23 protein-coding genes and 1 pseudogene are annotated in these 24,893 nt (G+C 58.6%); 14 read left to right on the top strand and 10 right to left on the bottom strand.

What is annotated here, in order from left to right:
* Positions 1–47: 47 nt before the first annotated feature.
* The 4 genes from yidC to rpmH are packed head-to-tail and all read right to left on the bottom strand — an operon-like array spanning position 48 to position 2,520.
* Positions 48–1,727: a membrane protein insertase YidC gene (gene yidC / locus AB4N33_RS21720; protein WP_460119502.1), complete on the bottom strand. Its 1,680-nt coding sequence runs from the start codon at positions 1,725–1,727 to the stop codon at positions 48–50.
* A gap of 2 nt (positions 1,728–1,729) precedes the next feature.
* Complete coding sequence (gene yidD / locus AB4N33_RS21715; RefSeq protein WP_150733942.1) at positions 1,730–1,975, bottom strand: membrane protein insertion efficiency factor YidD; 246 nt, start codon at positions 1,973–1,975, stop codon at positions 1,730–1,732.
* On the bottom strand, positions 1,968–2,369 hold the full coding sequence (gene rnpA, locus AB4N33_RS21710) for a ribonuclease P protein component (protein WP_010465490.1): 402 nt from the start codon (positions 2,367–2,369) through the stop codon (positions 1,968–1,970). Before rnpA ends, yidD begins: the two co-directional genes overlap by 8 nt.
* Before the next feature lie 16 nt (positions 2,370–2,385).
* Positions 2,386–2,520, bottom strand: a complete 135-nt coding sequence (gene rpmH / locus AB4N33_RS21705; protein WP_003213577.1) for a 50S ribosomal protein L34 — start codon at positions 2,518–2,520, stop codon at positions 2,386–2,388.
* A 565-nt stretch (positions 2,521–3,085) separates the two neighbouring features.
* On the opposite strand from rpmH, the gene dnaA reads away from it, so the two are divergent.
* The 11 genes and pseudogenes from dnaA (at position 3,086) to AB4N33_RS21650 (ending at position 16,571) form a co-directional block, all read left to right on the top strand.
* Positions 3,086–4,603, top strand: coding sequence for a chromosomal replication initiator protein DnaA (gene dnaA, locus AB4N33_RS21700; RefSeq protein ID WP_460119500.1), 1,518 nt, complete (start codon positions 3,086–3,088; stop codon positions 4,601–4,603).
* Positions 4,604–4,642: 39 nt separating this feature from the next.
* Complete coding sequence (gene dnaN, locus AB4N33_RS21695) at positions 4,643–5,746, top strand: DNA polymerase III subunit beta (protein WP_476458218.1); 1,104 nt, start codon at positions 4,643–4,645, stop codon at positions 5,744–5,746.
* A 13-nt stretch (positions 5,747–5,759) separates the two neighbouring features.
* Positions 5,760–6,862 (top strand): annotated as a pseudogene (gene recF / locus AB4N33_RS21690) (DNA replication/repair protein RecF).
* A 5-nt stretch (positions 6,863–6,867) separates the two neighbouring features.
* A complete protein-coding gene (gene gyrB, locus AB4N33_RS21685) occupies positions 6,868–9,285 on the top strand; it encodes a DNA topoisomerase (ATP-hydrolyzing) subunit B (RefSeq protein ID WP_460119494.1) in 2,418 nt (805 codons plus the stop codon).
* A gap of 184 nt (positions 9,286–9,469) precedes the next feature.
* Positions 9,470–10,330 (top strand): MurR/RpiR family transcriptional regulator, encoded by an 861-nt coding sequence (locus AB4N33_RS21680; protein ID WP_460119443.1) that lies wholly within the window; start codon positions 9,470–9,472, stop codon positions 10,328–10,330.
* 29 nt (positions 10,331–10,359) lie between these two features.
* A complete protein-coding gene (gene ddpX / locus AB4N33_RS21675; RefSeq protein ID WP_460119441.1) occupies positions 10,360–10,929 on the top strand; it encodes a D-alanyl-D-alanine dipeptidase in 570 nt (189 codons plus the stop codon).
* Between the two features lie 137 nt (positions 10,930–11,066).
* Positions 11,067–12,644 carry an ABC transporter substrate-binding protein gene (locus tag AB4N33_RS21670; RefSeq protein ID WP_460119439.1) on the top strand — a complete coding sequence of 526 codons (1,578 nt, stop codon included), beginning with the start codon at positions 11,067–11,069 and terminating at the stop codon, positions 12,642–12,644.
* 73 nt (positions 12,645–12,717) lie between these two features.
* Entirely contained in the window at positions 12,718–13,734 is a 1,017-nt protein-coding gene (locus AB4N33_RS21665) for an ABC transporter permease (protein WP_460119437.1), read from the top strand.
* Position 13,735: 1 nt separating this feature from the next.
* On the top strand, positions 13,736–14,617 hold the full coding sequence (gene ddpC / locus AB4N33_RS21660; RefSeq protein WP_476458217.1) for a D,D-dipeptide ABC transporter permease: 882 nt from the start codon (positions 13,736–13,738) through the stop codon (positions 14,615–14,617).
* A 2-nt stretch (positions 14,618–14,619) separates the two neighbouring features.
* The gene (locus AB4N33_RS21655; protein ID WP_476458216.1) at positions 14,620–15,606 is read left to right on the top strand and encodes an ABC transporter ATP-binding protein; all 987 of its coding nucleotides are present in this window, start codon (positions 14,620–14,622) and stop codon (positions 15,604–15,606) included.
* Positions 15,603–16,571 carry an ABC transporter ATP-binding protein gene (locus AB4N33_RS21650; RefSeq protein ID WP_460140601.1) on the top strand — a complete coding sequence of 323 codons (969 nt, stop codon included), beginning with the start codon at positions 15,603–15,605 and terminating at the stop codon, positions 16,569–16,571. Before AB4N33_RS21655 ends, AB4N33_RS21650 begins: the two co-directional genes overlap by 4 nt.
* 189 nt (positions 16,572–16,760) lie before the next feature.
* Here the strand turns inward: AB4N33_RS21650 and AB4N33_RS21645 are convergent, their stop codons facing one another.
* The 4 genes from AB4N33_RS21645 to glyQ form a co-directional block, all read right to left on the bottom strand.
* The gene (locus AB4N33_RS21645) at positions 16,761–17,540 is read right to left on the bottom strand and encodes a lysophospholipid acyltransferase family protein (protein WP_460140600.1); all 780 of its coding nucleotides are present in this window, start codon (positions 17,538–17,540) and stop codon (positions 16,761–16,763) included.
* Between the two features lie 81 nt (positions 17,541–17,621).
* Entirely contained in the window at positions 17,622–18,155 is a 534-nt protein-coding gene (gene gmhB / locus AB4N33_RS21640) for a D-glycero-beta-D-manno-heptose 1,7-bisphosphate 7-phosphatase (RefSeq protein WP_460119427.1), read from the bottom strand.
* Positions 18,156–18,161: 6 nt separating this feature from the next.
* Positions 18,162–20,216, bottom strand: a complete 2,055-nt coding sequence (glyS, locus tag AB4N33_RS21635; protein ID WP_476458215.1) for a glycine--tRNA ligase subunit beta — start codon at positions 20,214–20,216, stop codon at positions 18,162–18,164.
* On the bottom strand, positions 20,213–21,166 hold the full coding sequence (gene glyQ / locus AB4N33_RS21630) for a glycine--tRNA ligase subunit alpha (protein WP_460119423.1): 954 nt from the start codon (positions 21,164–21,166) through the stop codon (positions 20,213–20,215). The genes glyS and glyQ overlap by 4 nt, the downstream gene beginning before the upstream one ends.
* 81 nt (positions 21,167–21,247) lie before the next feature.
* Between glyQ and AB4N33_RS21625 the strand changes: the two genes are divergently transcribed.
* From AB4N33_RS21625 to AB4N33_RS21615, 3 genes are all read left to right on the top strand, one after another.
* Positions 21,248–21,805, top strand: a complete 558-nt coding sequence (locus tag AB4N33_RS21625) for a DNA-3-methyladenine glycosylase I (protein ID WP_476458214.1) — start codon at positions 21,248–21,250, stop codon at positions 21,803–21,805.
* 40 nt (positions 21,806–21,845) lie between these two features.
* Positions 21,846–22,733: a lysophospholipid acyltransferase gene (locus tag AB4N33_RS21620; protein WP_460119419.1), complete on the top strand. Its 888-nt coding sequence runs from the start codon at positions 21,846–21,848 to the stop codon at positions 22,731–22,733.
* A 72-nt stretch (positions 22,734–22,805) separates the two neighbouring features.
* Positions 22,806–23,042, top strand: coding sequence for a PilZ domain-containing protein (locus tag AB4N33_RS21615; protein WP_460119418.1), 237 nt, complete (start codon positions 22,806–22,808; stop codon positions 23,040–23,042).
* Here the strand turns inward: AB4N33_RS21615 and AB4N33_RS21610 are convergent, their stop codons facing one another.
* Positions 23,043–23,357 carry a tetratricopeptide repeat protein gene (locus AB4N33_RS21610; protein WP_476458213.1) on the bottom strand — a complete coding sequence of 105 codons (315 nt, stop codon included), beginning with the start codon at positions 23,355–23,357 and terminating at the stop codon, positions 23,043–23,045. It lies immediately after the preceding gene.
* Between the two features lie 152 nt (positions 23,358–23,509).
* Entirely contained in the window at positions 23,510–24,883 is a 1,374-nt protein-coding gene (gene trkA / locus AB4N33_RS21605) for a Trk system potassium transporter TrkA (RefSeq protein WP_460119414.1), read from the bottom strand.
* Positions 24,884–24,893 lie beyond the last annotated feature (10 nt).

Genomic DNA, 24,893 nt, shown 5'->3' with positions numbered 1-24,893 from the left:
AAAACGCCCCACTAGGGGGCGTCTTGAGTGGTTATCCACAGTGTAAATCAGGCAGCCGCTTTGGTAGCCGCTTCGATTTTACGTGTGATGTACCACTGTTGGGCGATCGACAGGCAGTTGTTCACTACCCAGTACAGCACCAGACCGGCCGGGAACCACAGGAAGAAGAAGGTGAAGATGATTGGCATCATTTTCATCACCTTGGCCTGCATCGGATCCGGAGGTGTCGGGTTCAACTGCTGCTGGATGAACATGGTTGCACCCATGATGATCGGCAGAATGAAGAACGGATCCTTGATCGACAGGTCAGTAATCCACAGCATGAACGGCGCCTGGCGCATTTCCACGCTTTCCAGCAGAACCCAGTACAGGGAGAGGAAAACCGGCATCTGCACGAGGATTGGCAAGCAACCACCCAGCGGATTGATTTTCTCCTTCTTGTACAGCTCCATCATGGCTTGCGACATTTTCTGCCGGTCGTCGCCATGTTGCTCTTTCAGCGCAGCCAGTTTTGGTGCGACTGCACGCATGCGGGCCATGGATTTGTAGCTGGCAGCCGACAGCGGGAAGAAGATCCCTTTGATCAGCATGGTCAGGAAGATGATCGACCAGCCCCAGTTACCCACAATCGCGTGGATGTGTTGCAGCAACCAGAAGATCGGCTGGGCGATGAACCACAGAATGCCGTAGTCGACGGTCAGTTCCAGGCCTGGGGACAACTCTTTCAGCACCGCCTGGCTTTTCGGGCCGGCGTACAGAATGGCGCTGGTTTCAGCCTTGGCACCCGGAGCAACGGTCAGCGAAGGACCGGTGTAGCCGATGATGTAGTTGCCTTTGCTGTCTTTACGGGTCTGGACGACGTTGTTTTCGCCCTTCGCCGGAATCCAGGCAGTCACGAAGTAGTGTTGCAACCAGGCAACCCAACCACCGTTGACGGTTTCTTTGAGCTGAGCCTTGTCCATGTCCTTCATCGACACTTTCTTGTACGGCTCGGAACTTGTCCACAGGGCGGCGCCCAGGTAAGTCGCGGTGCCGGTGGCAGTGCTGGAAGAAGGATCGGAGCTGGCATCACGCTTGAGTTGCGCGAACATCGCACCCGACCAAGGTTGGGCGCTTTCGTTATCGATCAGGTAGCTGACGGTTACGTCATACAGGCCACGTTTCAGCGTGAAACGCTTGATGTAGTTGACGCCGTCTTTGCTGAACTTCAGGTCCACGACCAATTGGTCCTGACCATCTGCCAGCTGATAAACCTTCTTCTCCGAGGAGTACACCGGACGACCAGCAGGATTTGCATCCGGACCGTTGGCACCGATCAGGCCGCTTTGAGCCAGATAAGTACGCTCGTTGCCGTTATCGAACAACTGGAACGGGATGTCCGGATGGTCCTGGCGACGCGGATACAGTGGCAGCGTCAACTGGGCAACATCGCCACCCTGTGGGTCGATTGCCAGGTTGAGCACATCCGTTTTGATCTGGATGAGATCCTTGCTGACAGCCACTGGCGTTTCAGCAGGAGCACTGGTCTCGTTTGCGGCGCGGGGGATGTCGTCACTGACGGAAGCATTATTGCCAGTTGGCGTATCCGGTAGACCCGGTGTGGTCGTACTGGCTGCAACATTCTGAGTCGGCAGGGCAGCCTGGCCATAGTCCTGGTTCCATTTGAGAACCAAAACGTAGGACACGATTGCCAGGGCGACGATCAGGATCGTGCGTTTGATATCCATGATTACTCGGCCATCGAAGAAGAACGGGAGGTAGGGATAGGTGGAACCGGGTCATAACCACCGGGATTCCACGGATGACAGCGACCTAAACGACGAAAGGTCAGCCAGCCACCGCGTAGAAGGCCATGATTTTCGATGGCTTCCAACGCGTAGCAGGAACAACTGGGGTAGAAACGACAGTGGCTGGCCATCATTGGACTGATGGCATAGCGATAAAACTGGATCGGAACGAGCGCCAGTTTACGCATCTGGACTGTCTACCCCTACAGTTTCGGTTTTGACTGCTGGTACTGGCTTGCTGCGCGCCAGACGCTTCCAGAGTTTGCCGAAATGCTGAATCAATTCGGGGTTTTCTACGTCGCCCAAACCTTTGCGCGCGACGATAACGATGTCCCAACCGACCAGGGAATCCTGATTCAGGCGGAACGACTCGCGCATTAGACGTTTGAGGCGATTGCGCTCAACGGAGAGCTTTACGCTCTTTTTCCCGATAACCAGCCCGAGACGGGGGTGATCAAGATCGTTGTTGCGCGCAAGGAGCAGGAGATTTTTCCCCGGAACCTTGCCGGTAGGGGAGTCAAAGACTGCCTTGAAATGCCGGGGTGTAAGCAGACGCTTTTCCCGACTGAAGTCCTGACTCACCTGCAGTGCCGGATTATCAAACTGCCAGACGCGCACGACCTTTGGCGCGACGACGCGACAGGACGGCACGACCGTTCTTGGTAGCCATGCGGGCACGGAAACCGTGGGTGCGAGCGCGTTTGATAGTGCTTGGTTGGAAAGTACGTTTCATGTCGTGTTACCTGGTTCGTCCACAACGGGCCGGAATGGCCCCCGTTTTAAGAGACCGGGGATTCTAGAGAAAGCAAGTCCTCAGGTCAATTTCCAACCAGCGTTTCCTCATAAATAGATGCGTCAGCCTCTGGATCCTGTTCAACCTTGATCAAACATAAAAATAAAGAAGGAAAGTATTTAAAGCTTTTCTGTAAAGCTTATAGAAGCTAAGGCGCCAATCATCTGTGGATAACTGCCTTTGGAGCTTCTATTACGTGATGTACAGAGAATGACAACTACAGTGGGAAACCGTGTTCAGCCTGTGTTGCAGGGGCGGATAAGCTGTGTGCGAAAGACAGTGTTATCCACAGGCGGGTTATCCACTGACTTATCCGTCGAGTTGTGCAACGATCTCAAGGGCGGTTATCCACAGAGCTTATTCACTGACCACTGGTCGCCTTTTTTGCTCATAAAGCGTTGATTCTTCTTGGTCAGTGCACAACCTTCGTGTGGATAAGTCGGCGTCTGGTCGTTACAATGGCCGCTTGTTTTTGCCTCACCGGCTTTCTACTTAGGGGATATCCGTGTCAGTGGAACTTTGGCAGCAGTGCGTGGAGCTTCTGCGCGATGAGCTGCCTGCCCAACAATTCAACACTTGGATCCGTCCACTACAGGTCGAAGCCGAAGGCGACGAGTTGCGTGTCTATGCACCCAACCGTTTTGTCCTCGACTGGGTCAATGAAAAGTATCTGGGTCGCGTCCTTGAGCTGCTCGATGAGCATGGCAATGGGATGGCGCCGGCGCTTTCCTTATTAATAGGCAGCAAACGCAGCTCGGCACCGCGTGCCGCGCCGAATGCGCCGCTGGCTGCTGCTGCTTCACAGGCACAGGCGGCTCAGCCACAGGTCAGTGCGCCAGCCTCGGCCCCGGCAGCCGCTTTGAGGGCGGCTGCCAAAAATGTCGCGCATGTCGACGAAGAGCCTTCCCGCGACAGTTTCGACCCGATGGCAGGGGCCAGCTCGCAACAGGCGCCGGTGCGTTCCGAACAGCGCACCGTCCAGGTCGAGGGTGCGCTCAAGCACACCAGTTACCTGAACCGCACGTTCACCTTTGAAAATTTCGTTGAGGGTAAGTCCAACCAACTGGCCCGGGCTGCGGCCTGGCAGGTGGCGGATAACCCCAAGCACGGTTACAACCCGCTCTTCCTTTATGGTGGCGTAGGTTTGGGTAAAACCCACTTGATGCATGCTGTGGGTAACCACCTGTTAAAGAAAAACCCGAATGCCAAGGTCGTCTACCTGCATTCGGAGCGATTCGTGGCCGACATGGTCAAGGCTCTGCAACTGAACGCCATCAACGAGTTCAAGCGTTTTTACCGTTCGGTGGATGCACTGCTCATCGATGACATTCAATTCTTTGCGCGCAAGGAACGCTCCCAGGAAGAATTTTTCCATACCTTCAACGCTCTGCTCGAAGGTGGCCAGCAGGTCATTCTCACCAGTGACCGCTACCCGAAAGAAATCGAAGGGCTTGAAGAGCGTCTAAAATCGCGCTTTGGCTGGGGTTTGACGGTCGCCGTCGAGCCGCCGGAACTTGAAACCCGGGTTGCGATCCTGATGAAGAAGGCCGACCAGGCCAAAGTCGATCTGCCTCACGACGCCGCGTTCTTCATCGCCCAGCGCATTCGCTCCAACGTCCGTGAGCTCGAGGGCGCGCTCAAGCGTGTCATCGCTCACTCGCACTTCATGGGCCGCGACATCACCATCGAGCTGATCCGCGAATCCCTGAAAGACCTGTTGGCGCTGCAAGACAAATTGGTCTCTGTGGATAACATTCAGCGTACGGTCGCCGAGTACTACAAGATCAAGATTTCCGACTTGCTGTCCAAACGCCGTTCGCGTTCGGTGGCACGTCCGCGACAGGTTGCCATGGCGTTGTCCAAGGAGTTGACTAACCACAGCCTGCCGGAAATCGGCGATGTGTTTGGTGGCCGTGACCACACCACGGTTTTGCACGCCTGCCGCAAGATCAACGAGCTTAAGGAATCCGACGCGGACATCCGCGAGGACTACAAGAACCTGCTGCGTACATTGACCACTTGATGAATTCCAGCGCAGCTAATTAAGGCAAGGGACTAGACCATGCATTTCACCATTCAACGCGAAGCCCTGTTGAAACCCCTGCAACTGGTCGCAGGCGTCGTCGAGCGCCGCCAGACCTTGCCGGTGCTCTCTAACGTGCTGCTGGTTGTCGAAGGCCAGCAGCTCTCGCTGACCGGTACTGACCTGGAAGTCGAGCTGGTCGGTCGTGTCGAGCTCGAAGAGCCGGCCGACCCGGGTTCCATCACGGTCCCTGCGCGCAAGCTGATGGACATCTGCAAGAGTTTGCCGAACGATGCCCTGATCGACATCAAGGTCGATGAGCAGAAGCTCGTGGTCAAGGCTGGCCGTAGTCGTTTTACGCTGTCGACGCTCCCGGCCAACGACTTCCCGACGGTGGAAGAAGGCCCAGGCTCACTGACCTGCAGCCTGGAGCAAAGCAAGCTGCGTCGCCTGATCGAACGCACCAGCTTCGCCATGGCCCAGCAGGACGTGCGTTACTACCTTAATGGCATGCTGCTGGAGGTCTCCGCGGGGATCATCCGCGCAGTGGCCACCGACGGTCACCGTCTGGCCATGTGCTCGATGCAGGCCGACATCGGTCAGCCGGATCGCCATCAGGTCATCGTACCGCGCAAAGGCATCCTCGAACTCGCTCGTCTGCTGACCGAGCCTGAAGGCAACGTCAGTATCGTCCTGGGTCAACACCACATCCGCGCTACCACCGGTGAGTTCACCTTCACCTCGAAACTGGTGGATGGCAAGTTCCCTGATTACGAGCGCGTCCTGCCTAAGGGCGGCGACAAACTGGTGCTGGGTGATCGCCAATCGCTGCGTGAGGCCTTCAGCCGTACCGCGATTCTGTCCAACGAGAAGTACCGTGGCATTCGCCTGCAGCTGGCCAGCGGTCAGTTGAAAATCCAGGCCAACAACCCGGAACAGGAAGAGGCAGAAGAGGAAGTCGGCGTTGAGTACAACGGCGGTAACCTGGAGATTGGTTTCAACGTGAGCTACCTGCTCGACGTGCTGGGCGTAATGACTACCGAACAGGTTCGCCTGATCCTGTCCGACTCCAACAGCAGTGCGCTGGTGCAAGAGTCCGACAACGATGATTCGGCCTACGTCGTCATGCCGATGCGCCTGTAATCAGCACAACGAGATGTCCTTAAGTCGCGTCTCGGTCACCGCGGTGCGCAATTTGCACCCGGTGACCTTCTCCCCCTCCCCCGAATCAACATTCTTTACGGCGCTAACGGCAGCGGTAAAACCAGTGTTCTGGAAGCCATTCACCTGCTGGGGCTCGCCCGTTCGTTTCGCAGTACCCGTTTGTTGCCCGTCATTCAATATGAACAGTTGGCGTGCACCGTGTTTGGCCAAGTCGAATTGGCTGAAGGCGGACAGAGTGCTCTTGGCATATCCCGGGACCGACAGGGCGAGTTCCAGATTCGCATTGACGGCCAAAACGCCCGTAGCGCTGCGCAGCTAGCTGAGATCCTGCCTTTACAGCTGATCAACCCTGACAGCTTTCGCCTGCTGGAGGGGGCACCGAAGATTCGCCGCCAGTTTCTCGATTGGGGTGTGTTCCACGTGGAACCGCGATTCATGTCGACCTGGCAGCGCTTGCAGAAGGCTCTGCGCCAGAGAAACTCTTGGCTGCGGCATGGTACACTTGACGCCGTTTCGCAGGCGGTTTGGGACAGGGAACTGTGCCAGGCCAGCGCTGAAATTGATGAATACCGCCGCGCCTATATCAAAGCCTTGAAACCAGTCTTTGAACAGACCTTGAGCGAGCTGGTTGAGCTTGAGGGTTTGACGCTCAGCTATTACCGAGGCTGGGACAAAGACCGCGAACTGAGTGCAGTGCTTGCCGGATCCCTGCAACGGGATCAGCAAATGGGTCATACCCAGGCCGGTCCGCAGCGAGCAGATTTGCGCCTTAGATTGGGGGCAAACAATGCTGCGGATATTTTGTCCCGCGGTCAGCAGAAGCTGGTGGTCTGTGCATTGCGAATTGCCCAAGGGCATTTGGTGAGTCAGGCTCGGCGTGGTCAGTGTATTTATCTGGTGGATGACTTGCCGTCCGAATTGGACGAGCAGCACCGTCGCGCGCTTTGCCGCTTGTTGGAAGACTTACGCTGCCAGGTGTTCATAACCTGTGTAGATCATGAATTATTGAGGGAAGGCTGGCAGACGGAAACGCCAGTCGCTCTGTTCCACGTGGAACAGGGCCGTATCACCCAGACCCACGACCATCGGGAGTGAAGGCATTGAGCGAAGAAAATACGTACGACTCATCGAGCATTAAGGTGCTGAAAGGCCTGGATGCCGTGCGCAAACGTCCCGGTATGTACATTGGTGATACTGACGATGGCAGCGGTCTGCACCACATGGTGTTCGAGGTGGTGGACAACTCGATCGACGAAGCTTTGGCCGGTCACTGCGACGACATCAGCATCATCATCCACCCGGATGAATCCATCACCGTTCGTGACAACGGTCGAGGCATTCCGGTAGATGTGCACAAAGAAGAAGGCGTCTCGGCAGCCGAGGTCATCATGACCGTACTGCACGCCGGCGGTAAGTTCGACGATAACTCCTACAAGGTATCCGGCGGTTTGCACGGCGTGGGTGTGTCGGTAGTGAACGCCCTCTCCGAAGAACTGGTACTGACCGTTCGTCGCAGTGGCAAGATCTGGGAACAGACCTACGTGCACGGCGTGCCGCAGGCGCCCATGGCCATCGTTGGCGACAGCGACACCACCGGCACCCAGATCCACTTCAAGGCTTCCAGCGAAACCTTCAAGAACATTCACTTCAGCTGGGACATCCTGGCCAAGCGTATCCGTGAACTGTCCTTCCTCAACTCCGGTGTCGGCATCGTCCTCAAGGATGAGCGCAGCGGCAAAGAGGAGCTGTTCAAGTACGAAGGTGGCTTGCGTGCGTTCGTTGAATACCTGAACACCAACAAGACGGCGGTCAACCAGGTGTTCCACTTCAACATCCAGCGTGAAGACGGCATCGGCGTGGAAATCGCCCTGCAGTGGAACGACAGCTTCAACGAGAACCTGTTGTGCTTCACCAACAACATTCCGCAACGTGACGGCGGTACTCACTTGGTGGGTTTCCGTTCCGCACTGACGCGTAACCTGAACACCTACATCGAGCAGGAAGGCCTGGCCAAGAAGCACAAGGTCGCCACCACGGGTGATGACGCTCGGGAAGGCCTGACGGCGATTATCTCGGTGAAGGTGCCGGATCCGAAGTTCAGCTCCCAAACCAAGGACAAGCTGGTGTCTTCCGAAGTGAAGACCGCTGTCGAACAGGAAATGGGTAAGTACTTCTCCGACTTCCTGTTGGAAAACCCGAACGAAGCCAAACTGGTCGTCGGCAAGATGATCGACGCGGCGCGTGCCCGTGAAGCGGCGCGCAAGGCTCGCGAGATGACTCGCCGTAAAGGCGCGTTGGACATTGCTGGCCTGCCGGGCAAACTGGCTGACTGTCAGGAAAAAGACCCTGCCCTCTCCGAACTGTACCTCGTGGAAGGTGACTCTGCTGGCGGTTCCGCGAAGCAGGGTCGTAACCGCCGGACGCAGGCGATCCTTCCACTGAAGGGCAAGATCCTCAACGTCGAGAAAGCACGTTTCGACAAGATGATCTCTTCTCAGGAAGTGGGCACCTTGATCACCGCGCTGGGCTGCGGCATCGGCCGCGAAGAGTACAACATCGACAAGCTGCGTTATCACAACATCATCATCATGACCGATGCTGACGTCGACGGTTCGCACATCCGTACCCTGCTGCTGACCTTCTTCTTCCGTCAGTTGCCAGAGCTGATCGAGCGTGGCTACATCTACATCGCCCAGCCGCCGCTTTACAAGGTCAAGAAAGGCAAGCAAGAGCAATACATCAAAGACGACGACGCCATGGAAGAGTACATGACGCAGTCGGCCCTGGAAGATGCGAGCCTGCACCTCAACGAAGACGCTCCAGGCATCTCCGGTGAAGCGCTGGAACGTCTGGTGAATGACTTCCGCATGGTGATGAAGACCCTCAAGCGTCTGTCGCGCCTGTACCCGCAGGAGCTGACCGAGCACTTCATCTACCTGCCGGCCGTGAGCCTGGAAAAACTCGGCGATCACGCCGCCATGCAGGAATGGCTGACCCAGTACGAAACCCGCCTGCGCACTGTCGAGAAGTCTGGCCTGGTCTACAAAGCCAGCCTGCGTGAAGATCGTGAGCGTGGCGTGTGGCTGCCGGAAGTCGAGCTGACCTCCCACGGCTTGTCGAGCTACGTCACCTTCAACCGCGACTTCTTTGGCAGCAACGACTACAAAACTGTCGTTTCGCTGGGAGCACAGTTGAGCACTCTGTTGGATGAGGGCGCATACATCCAACGCGGCGAGCGTAAGAAAGCCGTCACCGAGTTCAAGGAAGCATTGGAGTGGCTGATGGCCGAAAGCACCAAGCGCCACACTATCCAGCGATACAAAGGTCTGGGCGAAATGAACCCGGATCAGCTGTGGGAAACCACCATGGACCCAAGCGTTCGCCGGATGCTGAAAGTGACCATCGAAGACGCCATTGGCGCTGACCAGATCTTCAACACCCTGATGGGTGATGCGGTCGAACCTCGCCGTGACTTCATCGAAAGCAACGCCTTGGCGGTATCCAACCTGGACTTCTGATCCAGCGGATTCGCCAAACTAAAAAACCAGCGCATTGCGCTGGTTTTTTTTGGTTTTTTTCCTGGATCGAAACGCGATCTCCGCTGAAAAAAACGTGGTGTTGTGTTGGATATTAATGTTATATGTATAACATAAATGCAGTTAATGACACCGCAATAACAATTTTTCAAACGGTGGTGCTGAGATGTCGACCGAAAAGAACAGCTTCCTTCAGTTGCTTGAGCAAGAGTTCTCGAATCTGACGCCTACGGGCAAACGCATCGCCAGCTACCTGTTGGGCAATCCGGACCAGCTCCCTTTCGAGTCAGCCGACAGCATCGCGCAGCAGGCTTCCACCACCGGCATTTCCGTGGGTCGTTTCTTTCGTTCACTGGGTTACCAGAATATTGATGAGGTCAAACAGAGCCTGCGCGGCGATGCGCCAGCCTCCTGGTTGATTACCGACCGCATCGGCGCCTTCCGCACTGAAAGCGAGCGCGAAGATGCACTCGACCGTTCCCTGAGTCGCGAGATCGAAGCCATCCGCCACGTCTACGCGCTGGCGCGCACGGGGGTGTTTGCCGACATCGTGCAGCGCATCCATGAAGCTGACGCGGTGTTCATCCTGGGCATCCAGTCGACCCGCGGGATTCTGACCGCATTTCACAGTCACCTGGAGTACATCCGGCCGAAGGTTTACTACGTCGATGGTCTGTCGGGCATCTACGCCGAGACCCTCAATTCTGGCTTTGAAAACCCCTACGCGATCATTTCGGATTTCCGTGCCTACTCAAGCGTGACTCGCACGTTCTGCGACGCGGCAATCGATAACAACCTGCCCATGGCACTGATCACCGACCTGCAATGCCCCTGGGCCCGTGACTATCAGTTGGACCTGTTGCAGCTTAAAACCGATGTCGGGCAGTTCTGGGACTCCCCTGCTCCGCTGGCCAGTCTGTTGAACCTGATGGTGTCGGCCGTTGCGGAAAAATACGGCGACCGCCTGGATGAGCGCCTGACAAAAAATCGCCAATTGCAAAAAGCCTTTGGTCAGTTCGAAGGTTAGATCCATCCCAACCCCAATGGAGTTTTTGCGTGAACAGCAGCCCCCTTGTAGAGATTGATCCCGAGCGTTATCAGGTACAAATCGACCTGATCTACGCCAGCGCCGACAATCTGGCTGGAAAGGTGATCTACCCCAGCGCCCGTTGCCTGCTGCATCGCCAGGCGGCCGACTGCCTGGCCAAGGCCAGTGAGCTGGCGCGGCTGGCGGGCTACACGCTGCGTATCTACGACGCCTACCGTCCGCCCTTCGCCCAATTTCTGCTGTGGGAAGCATTGCCGGACGGTAATTACGTGCGCGATCCACATTTGGGTTCTCACCATAGCCGTGGCGTAGCCGTGGACCTGACGCTGATTGATAGCGATGGGCAGCCGCTGGACATGGGCACCGGCTTCGATGTCATGGAAGAGAAGTCCCACCCGTTCTACCCCGACCTGCCCGTCCAGGTGCAGCGCAATCGTCTGCTCCTGCTGGGGATCATGCTGGCATCCGGATTTCGTGCGATTGACACCGAGTGGTGGCATTACGAACTCCCGGATGCCGACAACTACCCGCTGCTGGAAGACAACCAGACCTCTTTTTCAAGCAACGCAATCACCTGAAAAACGAAACCGCAGAGTTTCGCCAGCACTACCAAAACAACAAATGAGCTTTACCCGCTTCACCTGCAACTGCCCGGTTATAGCTTTTATAAAAAACCTGACGTACTTCCATACATCGAATGATCAAGGAAACCGGCATGACCCCAATGAACACCGTGAGCAGCAAAACCTTCCCACGCAGCAAATTGCTGCTTGGCCTCTTATGCAGCGCGTTGAGCCTGGGCGCTTGGCAGGCCGCCACTGCGGCGACAGCCCCAGACACCCTGGTGATCGGCAAGCCCGCCGACCCACAGACGCTGGACCCTGCGGTCACCTTCGACAACAACGACTGGACCATCACTTACCCGTCCTACCAGCGACTGGTGACCTACAAGACCGATGGAGACAAGAGCAGCACCGAAGTGACCGGCGATCTGGCAGAAAGCTGGACCGTGTCGCCAGACAACCTGGTTTGGGAGTTCAAGATCAAGCCTGGCAACAAGTTCGATGACGGCACGGCCGTGGATGCCAATGCCGTGAAGTTTTCCTTTGATCGTCTGATGACCCTCAAGCAGGGGCCGTCCGGTGCATTCCCGGAGGACATGGTGGTGGCGGTGATCGACCCGCAAACCATCCGATTTACCCTGAAAACGCCATTCGCCCCGTTCCTGTTCACCCTGGCTCACAACGGCGCCTCGATCGTGAACCCGCTGGTAGCCGACAAGGGCGCCGAAGCCAATGCGTGGCTGTCCAGCCATACCGCAGGTTCCGGCCCGTTCCGTCTGAGCAGTTGGCAAAAGGGCCAGTCCGTGACGCTGGAGCCGAACCCGCACTATGCCGGCGCCAAGCCTGCGTTCAAGACGGTGATCCTCAAGACCATCGCCGAGCCGTCAGTGCGCCGCCTGCAACTGGAACGCGGTGACCTGGACATCATTGAAGACATGCCCGAGGACCAACTGGGCGCGCTCGCCACCAAGCCGGGTGTGGCTGTGCGCGAATATCCGTCGCTGCGCGTGACCTACCTGTACTTGAACAACAAGAAGGGTCCGCTGGTCGACGTCAACGCTCGCCGGGCCATCACCGAAGCGGTGGATTACAACGGTATCGTCAAAGGCATTCTCAAGGACAAGGCCAAGCTGCTGAACGGGCCGATCCCGGATGGCATGTGGGCCTACGACAGTTCGCTGCCTGTCATGAAGCAGGATATGGCGGCCGCCAAGAACAGCCTGGCCAAGGCGCCGCAGAAGATTACCACGCTGAACTATATGTACTCCGACAAGGACGCCAACTGGGAACCGATCGGCCTGACCTTGCAGGCGGCACTCGCACCGCTGGGCATCAACCTCAAGCTGGAAAAGACCGCCAACGCTACCCTGCGTGAACGTGTTGGCCAGGGCGATTACGACATTGCCGCCGGTAGCTGGAGCCCGGATTTCGCTGACCCCTACATGTTCATGAACTTCTGGTTCGACTCCAAGATGCAGGGTTTGCAAGGTAACCGTTCGTTCTACAGCAACCCGGAAGTCGACAAGCTGATCCGTGAAGCGGCCGCTGTCAGCGACACGGCCAAGCGAGTCGAGCTGTATCAGACCGCGCAAAAGAAAGTGCTCGACGACAGTGTCTATGTGTACCTCTATCAGAAGAGCTACACCCTGCCGATGCGTGATTCAGTCAAGGGCTACGTGTTCAACCCCATGCTCGAACAAGTGTTCAACCTGGGCAGCATGAGCAAGTAACCCTGCTCCATCGCGCCAGCCAAAAGGGCTGGCGCGGCTTCTGATTTCATTGCTCGTGTGACTGAGGTGCCAGATGGCCTTCCTGACGTTGTTGCGCAAGCGCCTGTTCGGCCTGATTTTGGTCGTGTTCGGTGTTTCGCTGATTACCTTCTCGATTTCCCACTTGATTCCGGGCGACCCGGCTCGCCTGATCGCCGGCGACCGCGCCAGCGACGCCCTGGTGGCCGGCATTCGTCATCAATTGGGATTGGATCTGCCGCTGTATCAACAATACGGCCGCTACCTGATGGACCTTCTGCACGGTGATCTGGGGACATCGATCCGTACCAACCGTCCCGTGCTGGACGACCTTCAGGCCTTTTTCCCGGCAACGCTGGAATTGGCGCTGGTGGCACTCGCACTGGCGATTCTGGTCGGGGTGCCACTGGGCGTGTTATCCGCGGTTTACCACAACCGGCTGATCGACCAGATCGCGCGGACCCTGGCGGTCACGGGTATTTCCACGCCGGCCTTCTGGCTCGGCCTGGGTGCCATCGTCCTTTTCTACGGCCATCTGGGCTGGCTGCCAGGTGGCGGCCGGTTGTCCGAAGGGGTTATGCCTCCGGCGACCATCACTGGTTTTTACCTGATTGACTCGCTGTTAGCCGCAGATATCGGGCTGTTTCTCGATGCCGCCGAGCACCTGATTCTTCCTGCCGCGACCTTGGGTTTCGTGACCCTGGGCGTGGTTGCCCGGCAGATCCGCTCTGCCATGCTCGATCAACTGGGTGAAGATTACATCCGCACCGCTCGCGCTTATGGTCTGTCCCGCTGGACTGTGATTTTGCGTCACGCGCTGCCCAATGCCCTCATCCCTTCGGTGACGGTCCTCGGGCTGACCCTCGGTGACCTGCTATACGGTGCGGTGCTTACCGAAACCGTGTTTGCCTGGCCCGGCATGGGGGCATATGTGGTCAAGTCGATCCAGTCACTGGATTTCCCGGCAGTAATGGGCTTCGCCATTCTGGTGTCGTTCATCTATGTCCTGTTGAACATGGCCATCGACCTTTTGTATCGCGTCATCGACCCACGCATCGGCGAGGTGAATTGAAATGTCCGTAAATCTGACGGCAGCGCCCCGTGCGCGCTGGGCGGAAAAACTCGCCTACCTGGGCTACCAGATCCGCCGCAGCCCGCTGACCATGGCGGGGCTGTTCATCACCACGATCGTATTGTTGTGCATGATTTTCGCGCCATGGCTGGCCAGTCATGACCCGAACACCTTGAACCTCGGCGAACGCCTGGCGCCGCCATCTGCCGAGCACTGGTTCGGCACCGACGAAGTGGGCCGCGACCTGTTCAGCCGGGTGCTGTTCGGCAGCCAACAGTCGGTGGGGGTTGGCCTGTTCGTGGCTTTTGCCTCCTGCTTCATTGGCGGGTTGCTCGGCTGTTTTTCCGGGGTGATCGGCGGGCGTTTTGACGCGCTCGTCATGCGTCTGATGGACATCATGCTCTCGGTGCCATCCCTGGTGCTGATCATGGCATTGGCCGCCGCGCTGGGGGCGAGTCTGTTCAACGCCATGCTGGCGATTACCCTGGTACGGATCCCGTCCTACGTACGCCTGGCCCGTGGTCAAGCCCTGAGCATTCGGCAGATGGGTTACGTCAAGGCCGCCCACACCTTTGGCGCCGGGCGCTGGCATGTCGTGCATTGGCACGTGGCGCGCAACGCGATGCCGCCGTTGCTGGTGCAACTCAGCCTGGACATCGGCAGCGCGATCCTCATGGCGTCTGCCCTGGGTTTCATCGGTCTTGGCGCGCAGCAACCTACCGCCGAGTGGGGCGCAATGGTCGCCACGGGGCGTAACTACATCCTGGATAACTGGTGGTACTCGACGTTCCCAGGCCTGGCGATCCTGATCACCGCCACCGGCTTCAACCTGCTGGGCGATGGCGTTCGCGATCTGCTCGACCCACGGCAACAGGGGAAATGACGATGAACACTTCAAGCCCTGTGCTGGCCATCGATAACTTGAGCCTGGAATTCCCGGCTTACAAAAACAATGTGAAGGCGCTTAATGGCGTGAGTTTGCACGTCAATCCCGGCGAAATTGTCGGTGTGGTGGGTGAGTCCGGTTCGGGCAAGTCGGTCACGGCGATGCTCAGCATGCGTCTTCTCCCCGAGCGCAGCTATCGCATTACCGCAGGCAGCCTCAACATGCTGGGCCGCGACATGCTGGCGACACCTGAAAAGGAACTGCTGAAGATTCGCGGACGTGATGCGGCGATGATCTTTCAGGAGCCAATGACCGCCCTGAACCCGACCCGGCGCATCGGTCGTCAGATGCTCGATGTGATCATGCATCACCAACAAATCAGCGCGGCCCAGGCCCGGCTCAAGGCGATTGCCCTGTTGCGCGACATGCACATCGCCAGCCCAGAGCATGTACTGGAAAGTTACCCTTTCGAATTATCCGGCGGCATGCGCCAACGGGTGATGATCGCGCTGGCGTTCTCCTGTGAACCGCAACTGTTGATCGCCGACGAGCCGACCACCGCCCTGGATGTGACGGTGCAACGCCAGGTGTTATTGCTGCTGCGAGAAAAGGCCCGGCAACGGGGCACCGCGATTCTGCTGATCACCCACGACATGGCGCTGGTGTCCCAGTTCTGTGACCGGGTGTACGTGATGTACACCGGCGCAGTGGTCGAGGAAGGGCGCACGGTCGATGTCATGCACTCGCCCCAACATCCCTATACCCGCGGGCTGCTCAGTGGCCTTCCGGAAATGGTCGAGCCCGGCCAGCCATTGCTGACCATCCCCGGGCAAGTGCCCAACCTGGCGTCGCTAACTGAGGGCTGCACGTTTCAGGAGCGTTGCGCCTACGCCATGTCCACGTGTGCCAAACGCCCGCCCTTGATTGCCATCAACGAGGACCGCAAGAGCGCTTGCTGGTTGCCCGTCCAGGAGCTTTCATCATGAACAGTGCCGTTCAAGAGGGTGCAACCCAAATGGTCCCTTCGATCCTTGAGCTCAATGATGTACGCGTGCGGTTCCCGGTCAGCAACGATTGGCTGGGTCGGCCGCGCGGTTATGCCCATGCCCTCAATGGCATTGACCTTCAGGTTCGCGCGGGCGAAACCCTGGGCATCGTCGGTGAGTCGGGCTGCGGCAAGAGCACGCTGGCACAGCTTTTAATGGGCTTGATACCGCCCAGCAGTGGCGATCTGAACTGGGCAGGCCATGGCGCAAGTGAAAGCAGCAACGTGCAGATTGTGTTCCAGGACCCGCAGTCTTCACTGGACCCGCGCCTGCCGATCTGGCGAATCATCACCGAACCCTTATATGCCCGGGGGAAGGTCAATCAGGCTCACATGCGCGAAGTCGCTGCCAGGGTCGCAGCCCAGGTTGGCATCAGGCCGGAATACCTGGACCGCTTCCCCCACCAGTTTTCCGGTGGTCAGCGTCAGAGGATCGCCATTGCTCGTGCCCTGTCCTCCGATCCGGACATCATCGTCCTCGACGAGCCGACCTCGGCGCTGGACATCTCGGTTCAGGCGCAGATCCTCAACCTGCTCGCAGAGCTTCAACGCGCGCGCAACCTGACCTATATCCTCATTTCTCACAACGTGTCCGTGGTTCGTCATATGGCAGATCGAGTGGCGGTGATGTACCTGGGGCAAATCGTCGAACTGGGCAACGCCGCTCAGGTACTCGATCAGCCACGCCACCCCTACACCCGCCTGTTGCTCGACGCCGTGCCGCGACTGGGGGTTGCCATGCATGGGGAGCAGGTTGCGGCGCCGACCGAGCTGCCAGGCAACCGTCAGCTGCCGACGGGCTGCTTCTTTCGTGAACGTTGCAGCCTGAGCACTGCGGGTTGTGAGAAACCCCAGGTGTTGCGGGGTAGCGAGCAGCAGCGGGCGCGGTGTCATTTACAGAGCTGACTCCACCCATAAAAATATGGATTTCTACGCACAAAAAAACCGGCTCCATGAGCCGGTTTTTTATACCCCAAGAAACCTATGCACATTTTTCCAAGTTTTATGAGCTTAAGAAATATGCATATAAATCAATTAATTAGGTCGTTATATCGTCAAGCGCCAGCAAAACGGCGCACAGGTTATCCACAGATTTCACGCCGGCAGTTGATTGCCTTCCTGCGGGGCATGCGCCGTAGGCGGAAGCGAGCCCATTTCCCTCTGCATCTGTTCGTTCCAGGCCTGCACCCGGTCGTTGAGGTCGGCAATGGCGCGAGGCCCGCTGCCTTCGGCGTACATTGGCTCGCCGATGATCACGGTGATCACGCCCTGCTTCTTCGCCCAACCGGTTTTTGGCCAGAACTTGCCTGCGTTGTGTGCAATTGGCAGCACGGGGAGCGATGCATTGACAGCCAGTGCCGTGCCGCCACGGGAGAACTTGCCGATGCTGCCGTAGGGAACCCGGGTGCCCTCGGGGAATATCAACACCCAGACACCATCCTTCAACAGTTCGTCGCCCTTCTTCGCCACGTGCTTGAGTGCTGCCTTGGGGTTGTCGCGATCGATGGCGATCGGTCGCAGCATGGCCATGGCCCAACCGAAGAACGGCACATACAGCAGGGAGCGCTTGAGCACCTGGCTCAACGGCTCGAAATAGGCCGAGAGGAAGAACGTTTCCCAGGTGCTCTGGTGGTTCGATTGGATCACGCAGGGTTGGTCGGGCACGTTCTCGGCGCCTTTCACTTCATAGCTGATACCCAGGAACACCTTGCTCAGCCACAGGGCGCATCGGCACCAGTAGACGTTGATGAAACGATAGCGCGCCTTGAATGGCAAAAACGGCGCGATAAAAAAGCTCAGGCTGCACCAGAGCAAGGAGCTGGTGCCCAGCAGCAGGTAAAAGAGGAAAGTTCTGATGGCCTGCAGTATCGACATGGTGACGTTTACCGTGCGGGCTTTGCCCGTCTATATAAAGCGCACTCCCGAACAATCCCTGGTCAGGAATTCGAAAGCGCTCTAATTGTGGATAAGTTCTGCGGCAATCGCCGCAAGATCGTCAAAAATCAGGGTGCCCACTGGCAGGGTCTTGCCTAGCGTTTTTTCGCCTTTCCCGGTCTTCACCAGAACAGGTTGAGAATCGACGGCTTTGGCAGCTTCCAGGTCACCGAGACTGTCGCCGACGAACCAGAGATTCGTCAGCGGCACGTCGTAATGTGTGGCGATGGTTTTCAACATCCCCGGTTTCGGCTTGCGGCAATCGCAGCCTTCGTCCGGCCCATGTGGGCAATAGACAATCAGCCCGACTTCACCGCCCTGCTCCGCCACCAGCGTGCGCAAGCGCTCGTGCATGGCATCCAGGGTGGCGAGATCGTAATAGCCGCGAGCGATGCCCGACTGGTTGGTAGCAACCGCTACCGTCCAGCCGGCCTTGCTCAACTGCGCGATGGCTTCGATCGAACCGGGGAGTGGTATCCACTCCGCCACCGATTTGATGTAAGCGTCGGAGTCGTAGTTGATCACCCCGTCCCGATCGAGAATCAGCAGTTTCAAACAGGCTTACCCCAGCAACGAAATGTCGGCAACGCCGAGGAACAGCCCACGCAGGCGAGACAGCAACGCATAGCGGTTGGCGCGCACATTGGCGTCATCGGCGTTGACCATCACGGCTTCGAAGAACGCATCCACCGGTTCGCGCAACGCCGCGAGGCGTGCCAACGATTCGCTGTACTGACGGGCCGCCGCCATTGGCTGCACAGCCTGGTCAGCTTGCTGGATCGCCGAGTACAGGGAGAACTCGTTGGCGTTGTCGAAATACTTGGCCTCAACCACAGTCGGCACGGAGCCTTCCACTTTGCTCAGCAGGTTCGACACACGCTTGTTCACGGCTGCCAACGCTGCCGCTTCCGGCAATTTGCGGAAGGCCTGTACTGCTTGCACACGCTGGTCGAAGTCAAGGGCCGAGCCCGGCTTCAGGGCGCGAACCGACAGGTAGGTGGCCACGTCGACGCCTTCGTCTTCGTAACGTGCACGCAGACGGTCGAAGATGAACTCCAGCACCGCCTCGTTCAGGCCGGCCGCCTTGACCTTGGCACCGAACGCATTCACGGCGAACGCCACGGCGTCGTTCAGGTCCAGGTCCAGTTGTTTTTCGATCAGGATGCGCAACACGCCCAGTGCGGCACGGCGCAGTGCGTACGGGTCCTTGCTGCCGGTTGGCAACATGCCAATGCCGAAGATACCCACCAGGGTGTCCAATTTGTCGGCGATGGCCACGGCCGCACCGGTCAAGGTGCTCGGTAGCTCCGCGCCGGCACCGCGCGGCATGTACTGCTCATTCAGTGCCAGGGCGACCTCTTGCGGCTCGCCATCGTTGACGGCGTAGTAGTAGCCGGCAACACCCTGCATTTCGGGGAACTCACCGACCATTTCGGTCGCCAGGTCGCACTTGGACAACAGGCCTGCACGCGCAGCCCAGGAGGCGTTGCCACCAATGCGCGCGGCAATGTAGGCGGCGAGTTTGGAAACGCGCTCGGCCTTGTCGTAAACGCTCCCGAGTTTCTCCTGGAACACCACGTTCTGCAGGCGCTGGTTGAAAACCTCGAGTTTTTGCTTCTTGTCCTGCTTGAAGAAGAACTCGGCGTCGGTCAGGCGTGGGCGGACCACTTTCTCGTTACCGGCAATGATCTGCTGCGGGTCCTTGCTTTCGATGTTGGCCACGGTGATGAAACGCGGCAGCAACTTACCGTCGGCATCCAGCAGGCAGAAGTACTTCTGGTTGTCCTGCATGGTGGTGATGAGGGCTTCCTGCGGCACGTCGAGGAAACGTTCCTCGAACGAGCACACCAGCGGCACTGGCCACTCGACCAATGCGGTCACTTCGTCGAGCAGCGCCGGGGGCACGATCGCGGTGCCTTCCTGGCGAGTCGCCAGCTCTTCGGTGCGCTTGCTGATGATCTCGCGACGCTCGTTGGCATCGGCCAGCACGTAGGCGGCGCGCAGGTCGGCCAGGTAGCTGGACGGCGAACTGATGCGCACGCTTTGCGGGTGATGGAAGCGGTGACCACGGGATTCGCGACCGGCCTTCTGGGCGAGGATGGTGCAGTCGATGACCTGGTCACCCAGCAACATCACCAGCCATTGGGTTGGGCGAACGAATTCTTCCTTGCGGGCGCCCCAGCGCATGCGCTTCGGGATCGGCAGGTCGTTCAGCGAGTCTTCGACGATGGTCGGCAGCAGGCTGGCGGTCGGCTTGCCGGCGATGCTCTGGCTGTAGCGCAGTTTCGGACCGCTCTGGTCGATTTCGCTCAGCTCGACGCCGCACTTCTTGGCAAAGCCGAGGGCGGCCTGGGTCGGGTTGCCCTCGGCATCGAACGCCGCCTGGCGTGGCGGACCGTCGAGGTTGATGCTGCGATCGGGCTGCTGCGTGGCCAGCGAGGTGATCAGCACCGCCAGGCGACGCGGCGCCGCATAGACGGTTTTGGTCTCATAGTTCAGGCCGGCGGCTTGCAGGCCCTTGTCGATTCCGGCCAGGAATGCATCGGCCAGGGTATTAAGGGCTTTGGGTGGCAGTTCTTCGGTGCCCAGTTCTACCAGGAAATCTTGAGCACTCATTGTGCAGCCTCCAGCTTGGCCAGTACTTCGTCACGCAGGTCCGGGGTCGCCATCGGGAAGCCCAGCTTGGCGCGGGCCAGCAGGTAGGCTTGTGCAACGGAACGCGCCAGGGTGCGTACACGCAGGATGTATTGCTGACGCGCGGTCACCGAGATTGCACGGCGCGCATCCAGCAGGTTGAAGGTATGGGAAGCCTTCAGCACCATTTCGTAGCTCGGCAACGGCAGCGGCACTTCGAGTTCGATCAGGCGCTTGGCTTCGCTTTCATAGAAGTCGAACAGTTCGAACAGTTTGTCGACGTTGGCGTGTTCGAAGTTGTAGGTCGACTGTTCCACTTCGTTCTGATGGAACACATCGCCGTAGGTCACCTTGCCGAACGGACCGTCAGCCCAGACCAGGTCGTAGACCGAGTCCACGCCTTGCAGGTACATGGCCAGGCGCTCAAGGCCATAGGTGATTTCGCCGGTCACTGGGTAGCACTCGATGCCGCCCGCTTGCTGGAAGTAAGTGAACTGCGTCACTTCCATGCCGTTGAGCCAGACTTCCCAGCCCAGGCCCCAGGCACCGAGGGTCGGCGATTCCCAGTTGTCTTCGACGAAGCGGATGTCGTGGACCAACGGGTCCAGGCCGACGTGCTTGAGCGAGCCCAGGTACAGTTCCTGGAAGTTGTCCGGATTGGGCTTCAGGACCACTTGGAACTGATAGTAGTGCTGCAGGCGGTTCGGGTTTTCGCCGTAGCGGCCGTCAGTCGGGCGACGACTGGGCTGCACATAAGCGGCGTTCCAGGTTTCGGGGCCGATGGCACGCAGAAACGTGGCGGTGTGGAAAGTCCCGGCGCCTACTTCCATATCGTAGGGCTGAAGTACCACGCAACCTTGCTCGGCCCAGTATTGCTGGAGGGCGAGGATCAAGTCTTGGAAGGTACGCACGGCTGGCGTAGGCTGGCTCACGAAATTCACCTGTTTCTTGGGCTGCGATTTAAAGAGCGGGAGTATACCCGATTCATGGCTGCGCACGCCCCCTGGAGCCTTATGCCACGCTGCTTTTGGTGTACCGAAGATCCGCTGTACATGGCTTATCACGATCAGGAGTGGGGCACGCCGTTACGGGACGCGCAGGGTTTGTTCGAGTTGCTTTTGCTCGAAGGGTTCCAGGCTGGCCTGTCCTGGATCACCGTGTTGCGCAAACGCGAGCATTACCGACAGGTGCTGTTCGGCTTCGATGTGCAGCGCGTGGCGCAGATGAGCGACGCCGAAATCGAGCAATTGATGCTCGACCCCGGAATCATCCGTAATCGCCTGAAGCTAAACGCCGCCCGGCGCAACGCCCAAGCCTGGCTGGCGCTGGAAGACCCGGTGGGGTTTCTCTGGTCCTTCGTCGACAACGTGCCCAAAATCAATCATTTCAAGGATCGCAGCGAAGTACCGGCGATCACACCCGAGGCTCAAGCGATGAGCAAAGGCCTGAAGAAAGCCGGCTTCACCTTCGTCGGCCCGACCATCTGTTATGCCTTGATGCAGGCCTCGGGAATGGTCATGGACCACACTCGCGATTGCGATCGCTACGCGAGTGTGGTCAACGGCGGTTAGAATGACCGCCTCGCGCACAGCACAAGATCAGGAGTGACCTGTGGATAAGTTTAAAGGCGCCTTGCTGGTAGGCGCTCTGCGGCTGTTTGCCCTGCTTCCGTGGCGGGCCGTACAGGCCGTGGGCTCAGCCATTGGCTGGGTGATGTGGAAAACCCCGAACCGTTCCCGCGACGTGGTGCGGATCAACCTGGCCAAGTGCTTCCCCGAAATGGACCCCGCCGAGCGCGAGCGTCTGGTCGGCCAGAGCCTGAAGGACATCGGCAAGTCCCTGACCGAAAGCGCCTGTGCGTGGATTTGGCCGGCACAGCGTTCCATCGACCTGGTGCGCGAAGTCGAAGGGCTCGACGTTTTGAAAGACGCCCTCGCTTCCGGCAAGGGTGTTGTGGGTATCACCAGCCACCTGGGTAACTGGGAAGTGCTGAACCACTTCTATTGCAGCCAGTGCAAGCCGATCATTTTCTATCGGCCGCCCAAGTTGAAGGCGGTGGATGAATTGCTGCAGAAACAGCGGGTGCAGTTGGGCAACAAGGTCGCCGCCTCCACCAAGGAAGGGATCCTCAGTGTCATCAAGGAAGTGCGCAAAGGTGGTGCAGTAGGCATTCCCGCCGACCCGGAACCGGCCGAATCCGCCGGGATCTTCGTGCCGTTCTTCGCGACCCAGGCACTGACCAGCAAGTTTGTCCCGAACATGCTGGCCGGCGGCAAGGCGGTCGGTGTGTTCCTGCATGCGCTGCGCCTGCCGGACGGTTCGGGCTACAAGGTGATTCTGGAAGCTGCGCCGGAGGCCATGTACAGCACCGATACCGAAACTTCCTGCGCAGCCATGAGCCAGGTGGTCGAACGCTACGTGCGGGCGTATCCAAGCCAGTACATGTGGAGCATGAAGCGTTTCAAGAAGCGTCCGCCTGGAGAGGCGCGCTGGTATTGAACCTATTGGCATGATCTGTGGATAAATCCGCGAAGGGATTTATCCACAGCTGTTGAGGAAAGGGCGCAATAGATGTCCGAACACAAGTCGTTTCGCATCAAGATCAGTCATGAGAGCTTCGGCGAATGCCTTGGCCAGACCCGCAACCTTTCCACCACGGGGGTGTACGTCAAGCATCCGGCCTTGGCCGCTTTGTCCAAGGGGGCAGTGGTTTACGGGCAGGTACAGGATTTACCCACAGGCGCCCCGAGGGTCAAGATGGAAGTGGTGCAAGTGGACGCCGAGGGTATTGGCCTGCGTTACCTCTGATCAGCGCGCCTGACGTTCCAGCTTTTTCAGGAACACGGTCATTTCCTTTTCTGCCTGCTTGTCGCCATGGGTGCGGGCGGCCTCCAGACCTTGTTCCCAGGCCTGACGCGCGCCGGCAAAGTCCTCTTGCCCCAGACGGGCCTTGCCCAACAGCTTCCACGCCGCCGAGTACTTGGGGTCCAGCTCCACGCAGCGCGCGAAGTGCTCGACTGCCTTCGCGTTTTCCCCGAGATCCAGATAACCCTTGCCCAGGCCGAAGCGCAGCAGGGCGTTATCCACACCCTTGGCGAGCATTTTTTCCAGTGATACGATCATGTTGAGTTTCCTTATAACCTGTAGGAGCGAGCATGCTCGCGATGGTCTTCAACGATGACGCTGGTTGTCTGATACCCAGTGGCGCTCCTGACTCCATCGCGAGCATGCTCGCTCCTACAGGGAGGCCAGTGTTGTCCTTCCAAACCTTGGGATCAGAAGAAGCTCAACCCCACATGGAACAGCTTCTCCACATCGCGGATGTGCTTTTTATCCACAAGGAAGAGGATCACATGGTCCCCGGCGGCGATCACGGTATCGTCGTGGGCAATGATCACTTCTTCATCACGAATGATCGCGCCAATCGTCGTGCCCGGTGGCAGGCCAATGTTCTCGATGGCCTTGCCAATCACCTTGCTCGACTTGGAATCGCCATGGGCAATCGCCTCGATCGCCTCCGCCGCACCACGACGCAATGAGTGCACGCTGACGATATCGCCGCGCCGCACGTGGGCGAGCAAGGTGCCGATGGTCGCCAATTGAGGGCTGATGGCGATGTCGATGTCGCCACCCTGAATCAGGTCGACGTAGGCCGGGTTATTGATGATGGTCATCACCTTCTTGGCGCCCAGCCGCTTGGCCAACAGCGAGGACATGATGTTGGCTTCGTCGTCGTTGGTCAGGGCGAGGAACAGGTCGGCGTCGGCGATGTTCTCTTCCAGCAGCAAATCGCGGTCCGACGCACTGCCCTGCAACACCACGGTGCTGTCGAGGGTGTCGGAGAGATGGCGGCAGCGGCCTGGGCTCATCTCGATGATCTTCACCTGATAGCGGCTCTCGATGGCTTCGGCCAAGCGTTCGCCAATCTGTCCGCCACCGGCGATGACGATGCGTTTGTAGCTCTCGTCGAGACGACGCATTTCGCTCATGACCGCGCGAATATTGCCCTTGGCGGCGATGAAAAAGACCTCGTCATCGGCTTCGATCACCGTGTCGCCCTGCGGCAGAATCGGTCGGTCGCGACGGAAAATGGCGGCGACGCGGGTTTCGACGTTCGGCATGTGTTCGCGCAACTGGCGCAGTTGCTGGCCCACCAGCGGTCCACCGTAGTACGCCTTCACCGCGACCAGCTGCGCCTTGCCTTCCGCGAAGTCGATCACCTGCAATGCGCCCGGATACTGGATCAGGCGCTTGATGTAGTTGGTGACGACCTGTTCCGGGCTGATCAGCACGTCCACCGGAATGGCTTCGTTATCGAACAGTTCGGGGCGCGTCAGGTAGGACGCTTCGCGCACACGGGCGATTTTGGTCGGGGTGTGGAACAGGGTGTGGGCGACCTGGCAGGCGACCATGTTGGTCTCGTCACTGTTGGTGACCGCCACCAACATGTCGGCGTCGTCCGCACCGGCCTGGCGCAGGACCGTCGGCAGTGAGCCGCGGCCCTGGATGGTGCGGATGTCCAGTCGGTCGCCGAGGTCGCGCAGGCGCTCGCCGTCGGTGTCGACCACGGTGATGTCGTTGGCTTCACTGGCCAGGTGTTCTGCCAGCGAACCGCCCACCTGCCCTGCGCCGAGGATGATGATTTTCATCCAGTCACTC

It is taken from the genome of Pseudomonas sp. S1_E05, assembly GCF_056337105.1.
The sequence above is the reverse complement of the archived record's forward strand: the minus strand, read 5'-3'. Positions and strand labels throughout refer to the sequence as shown.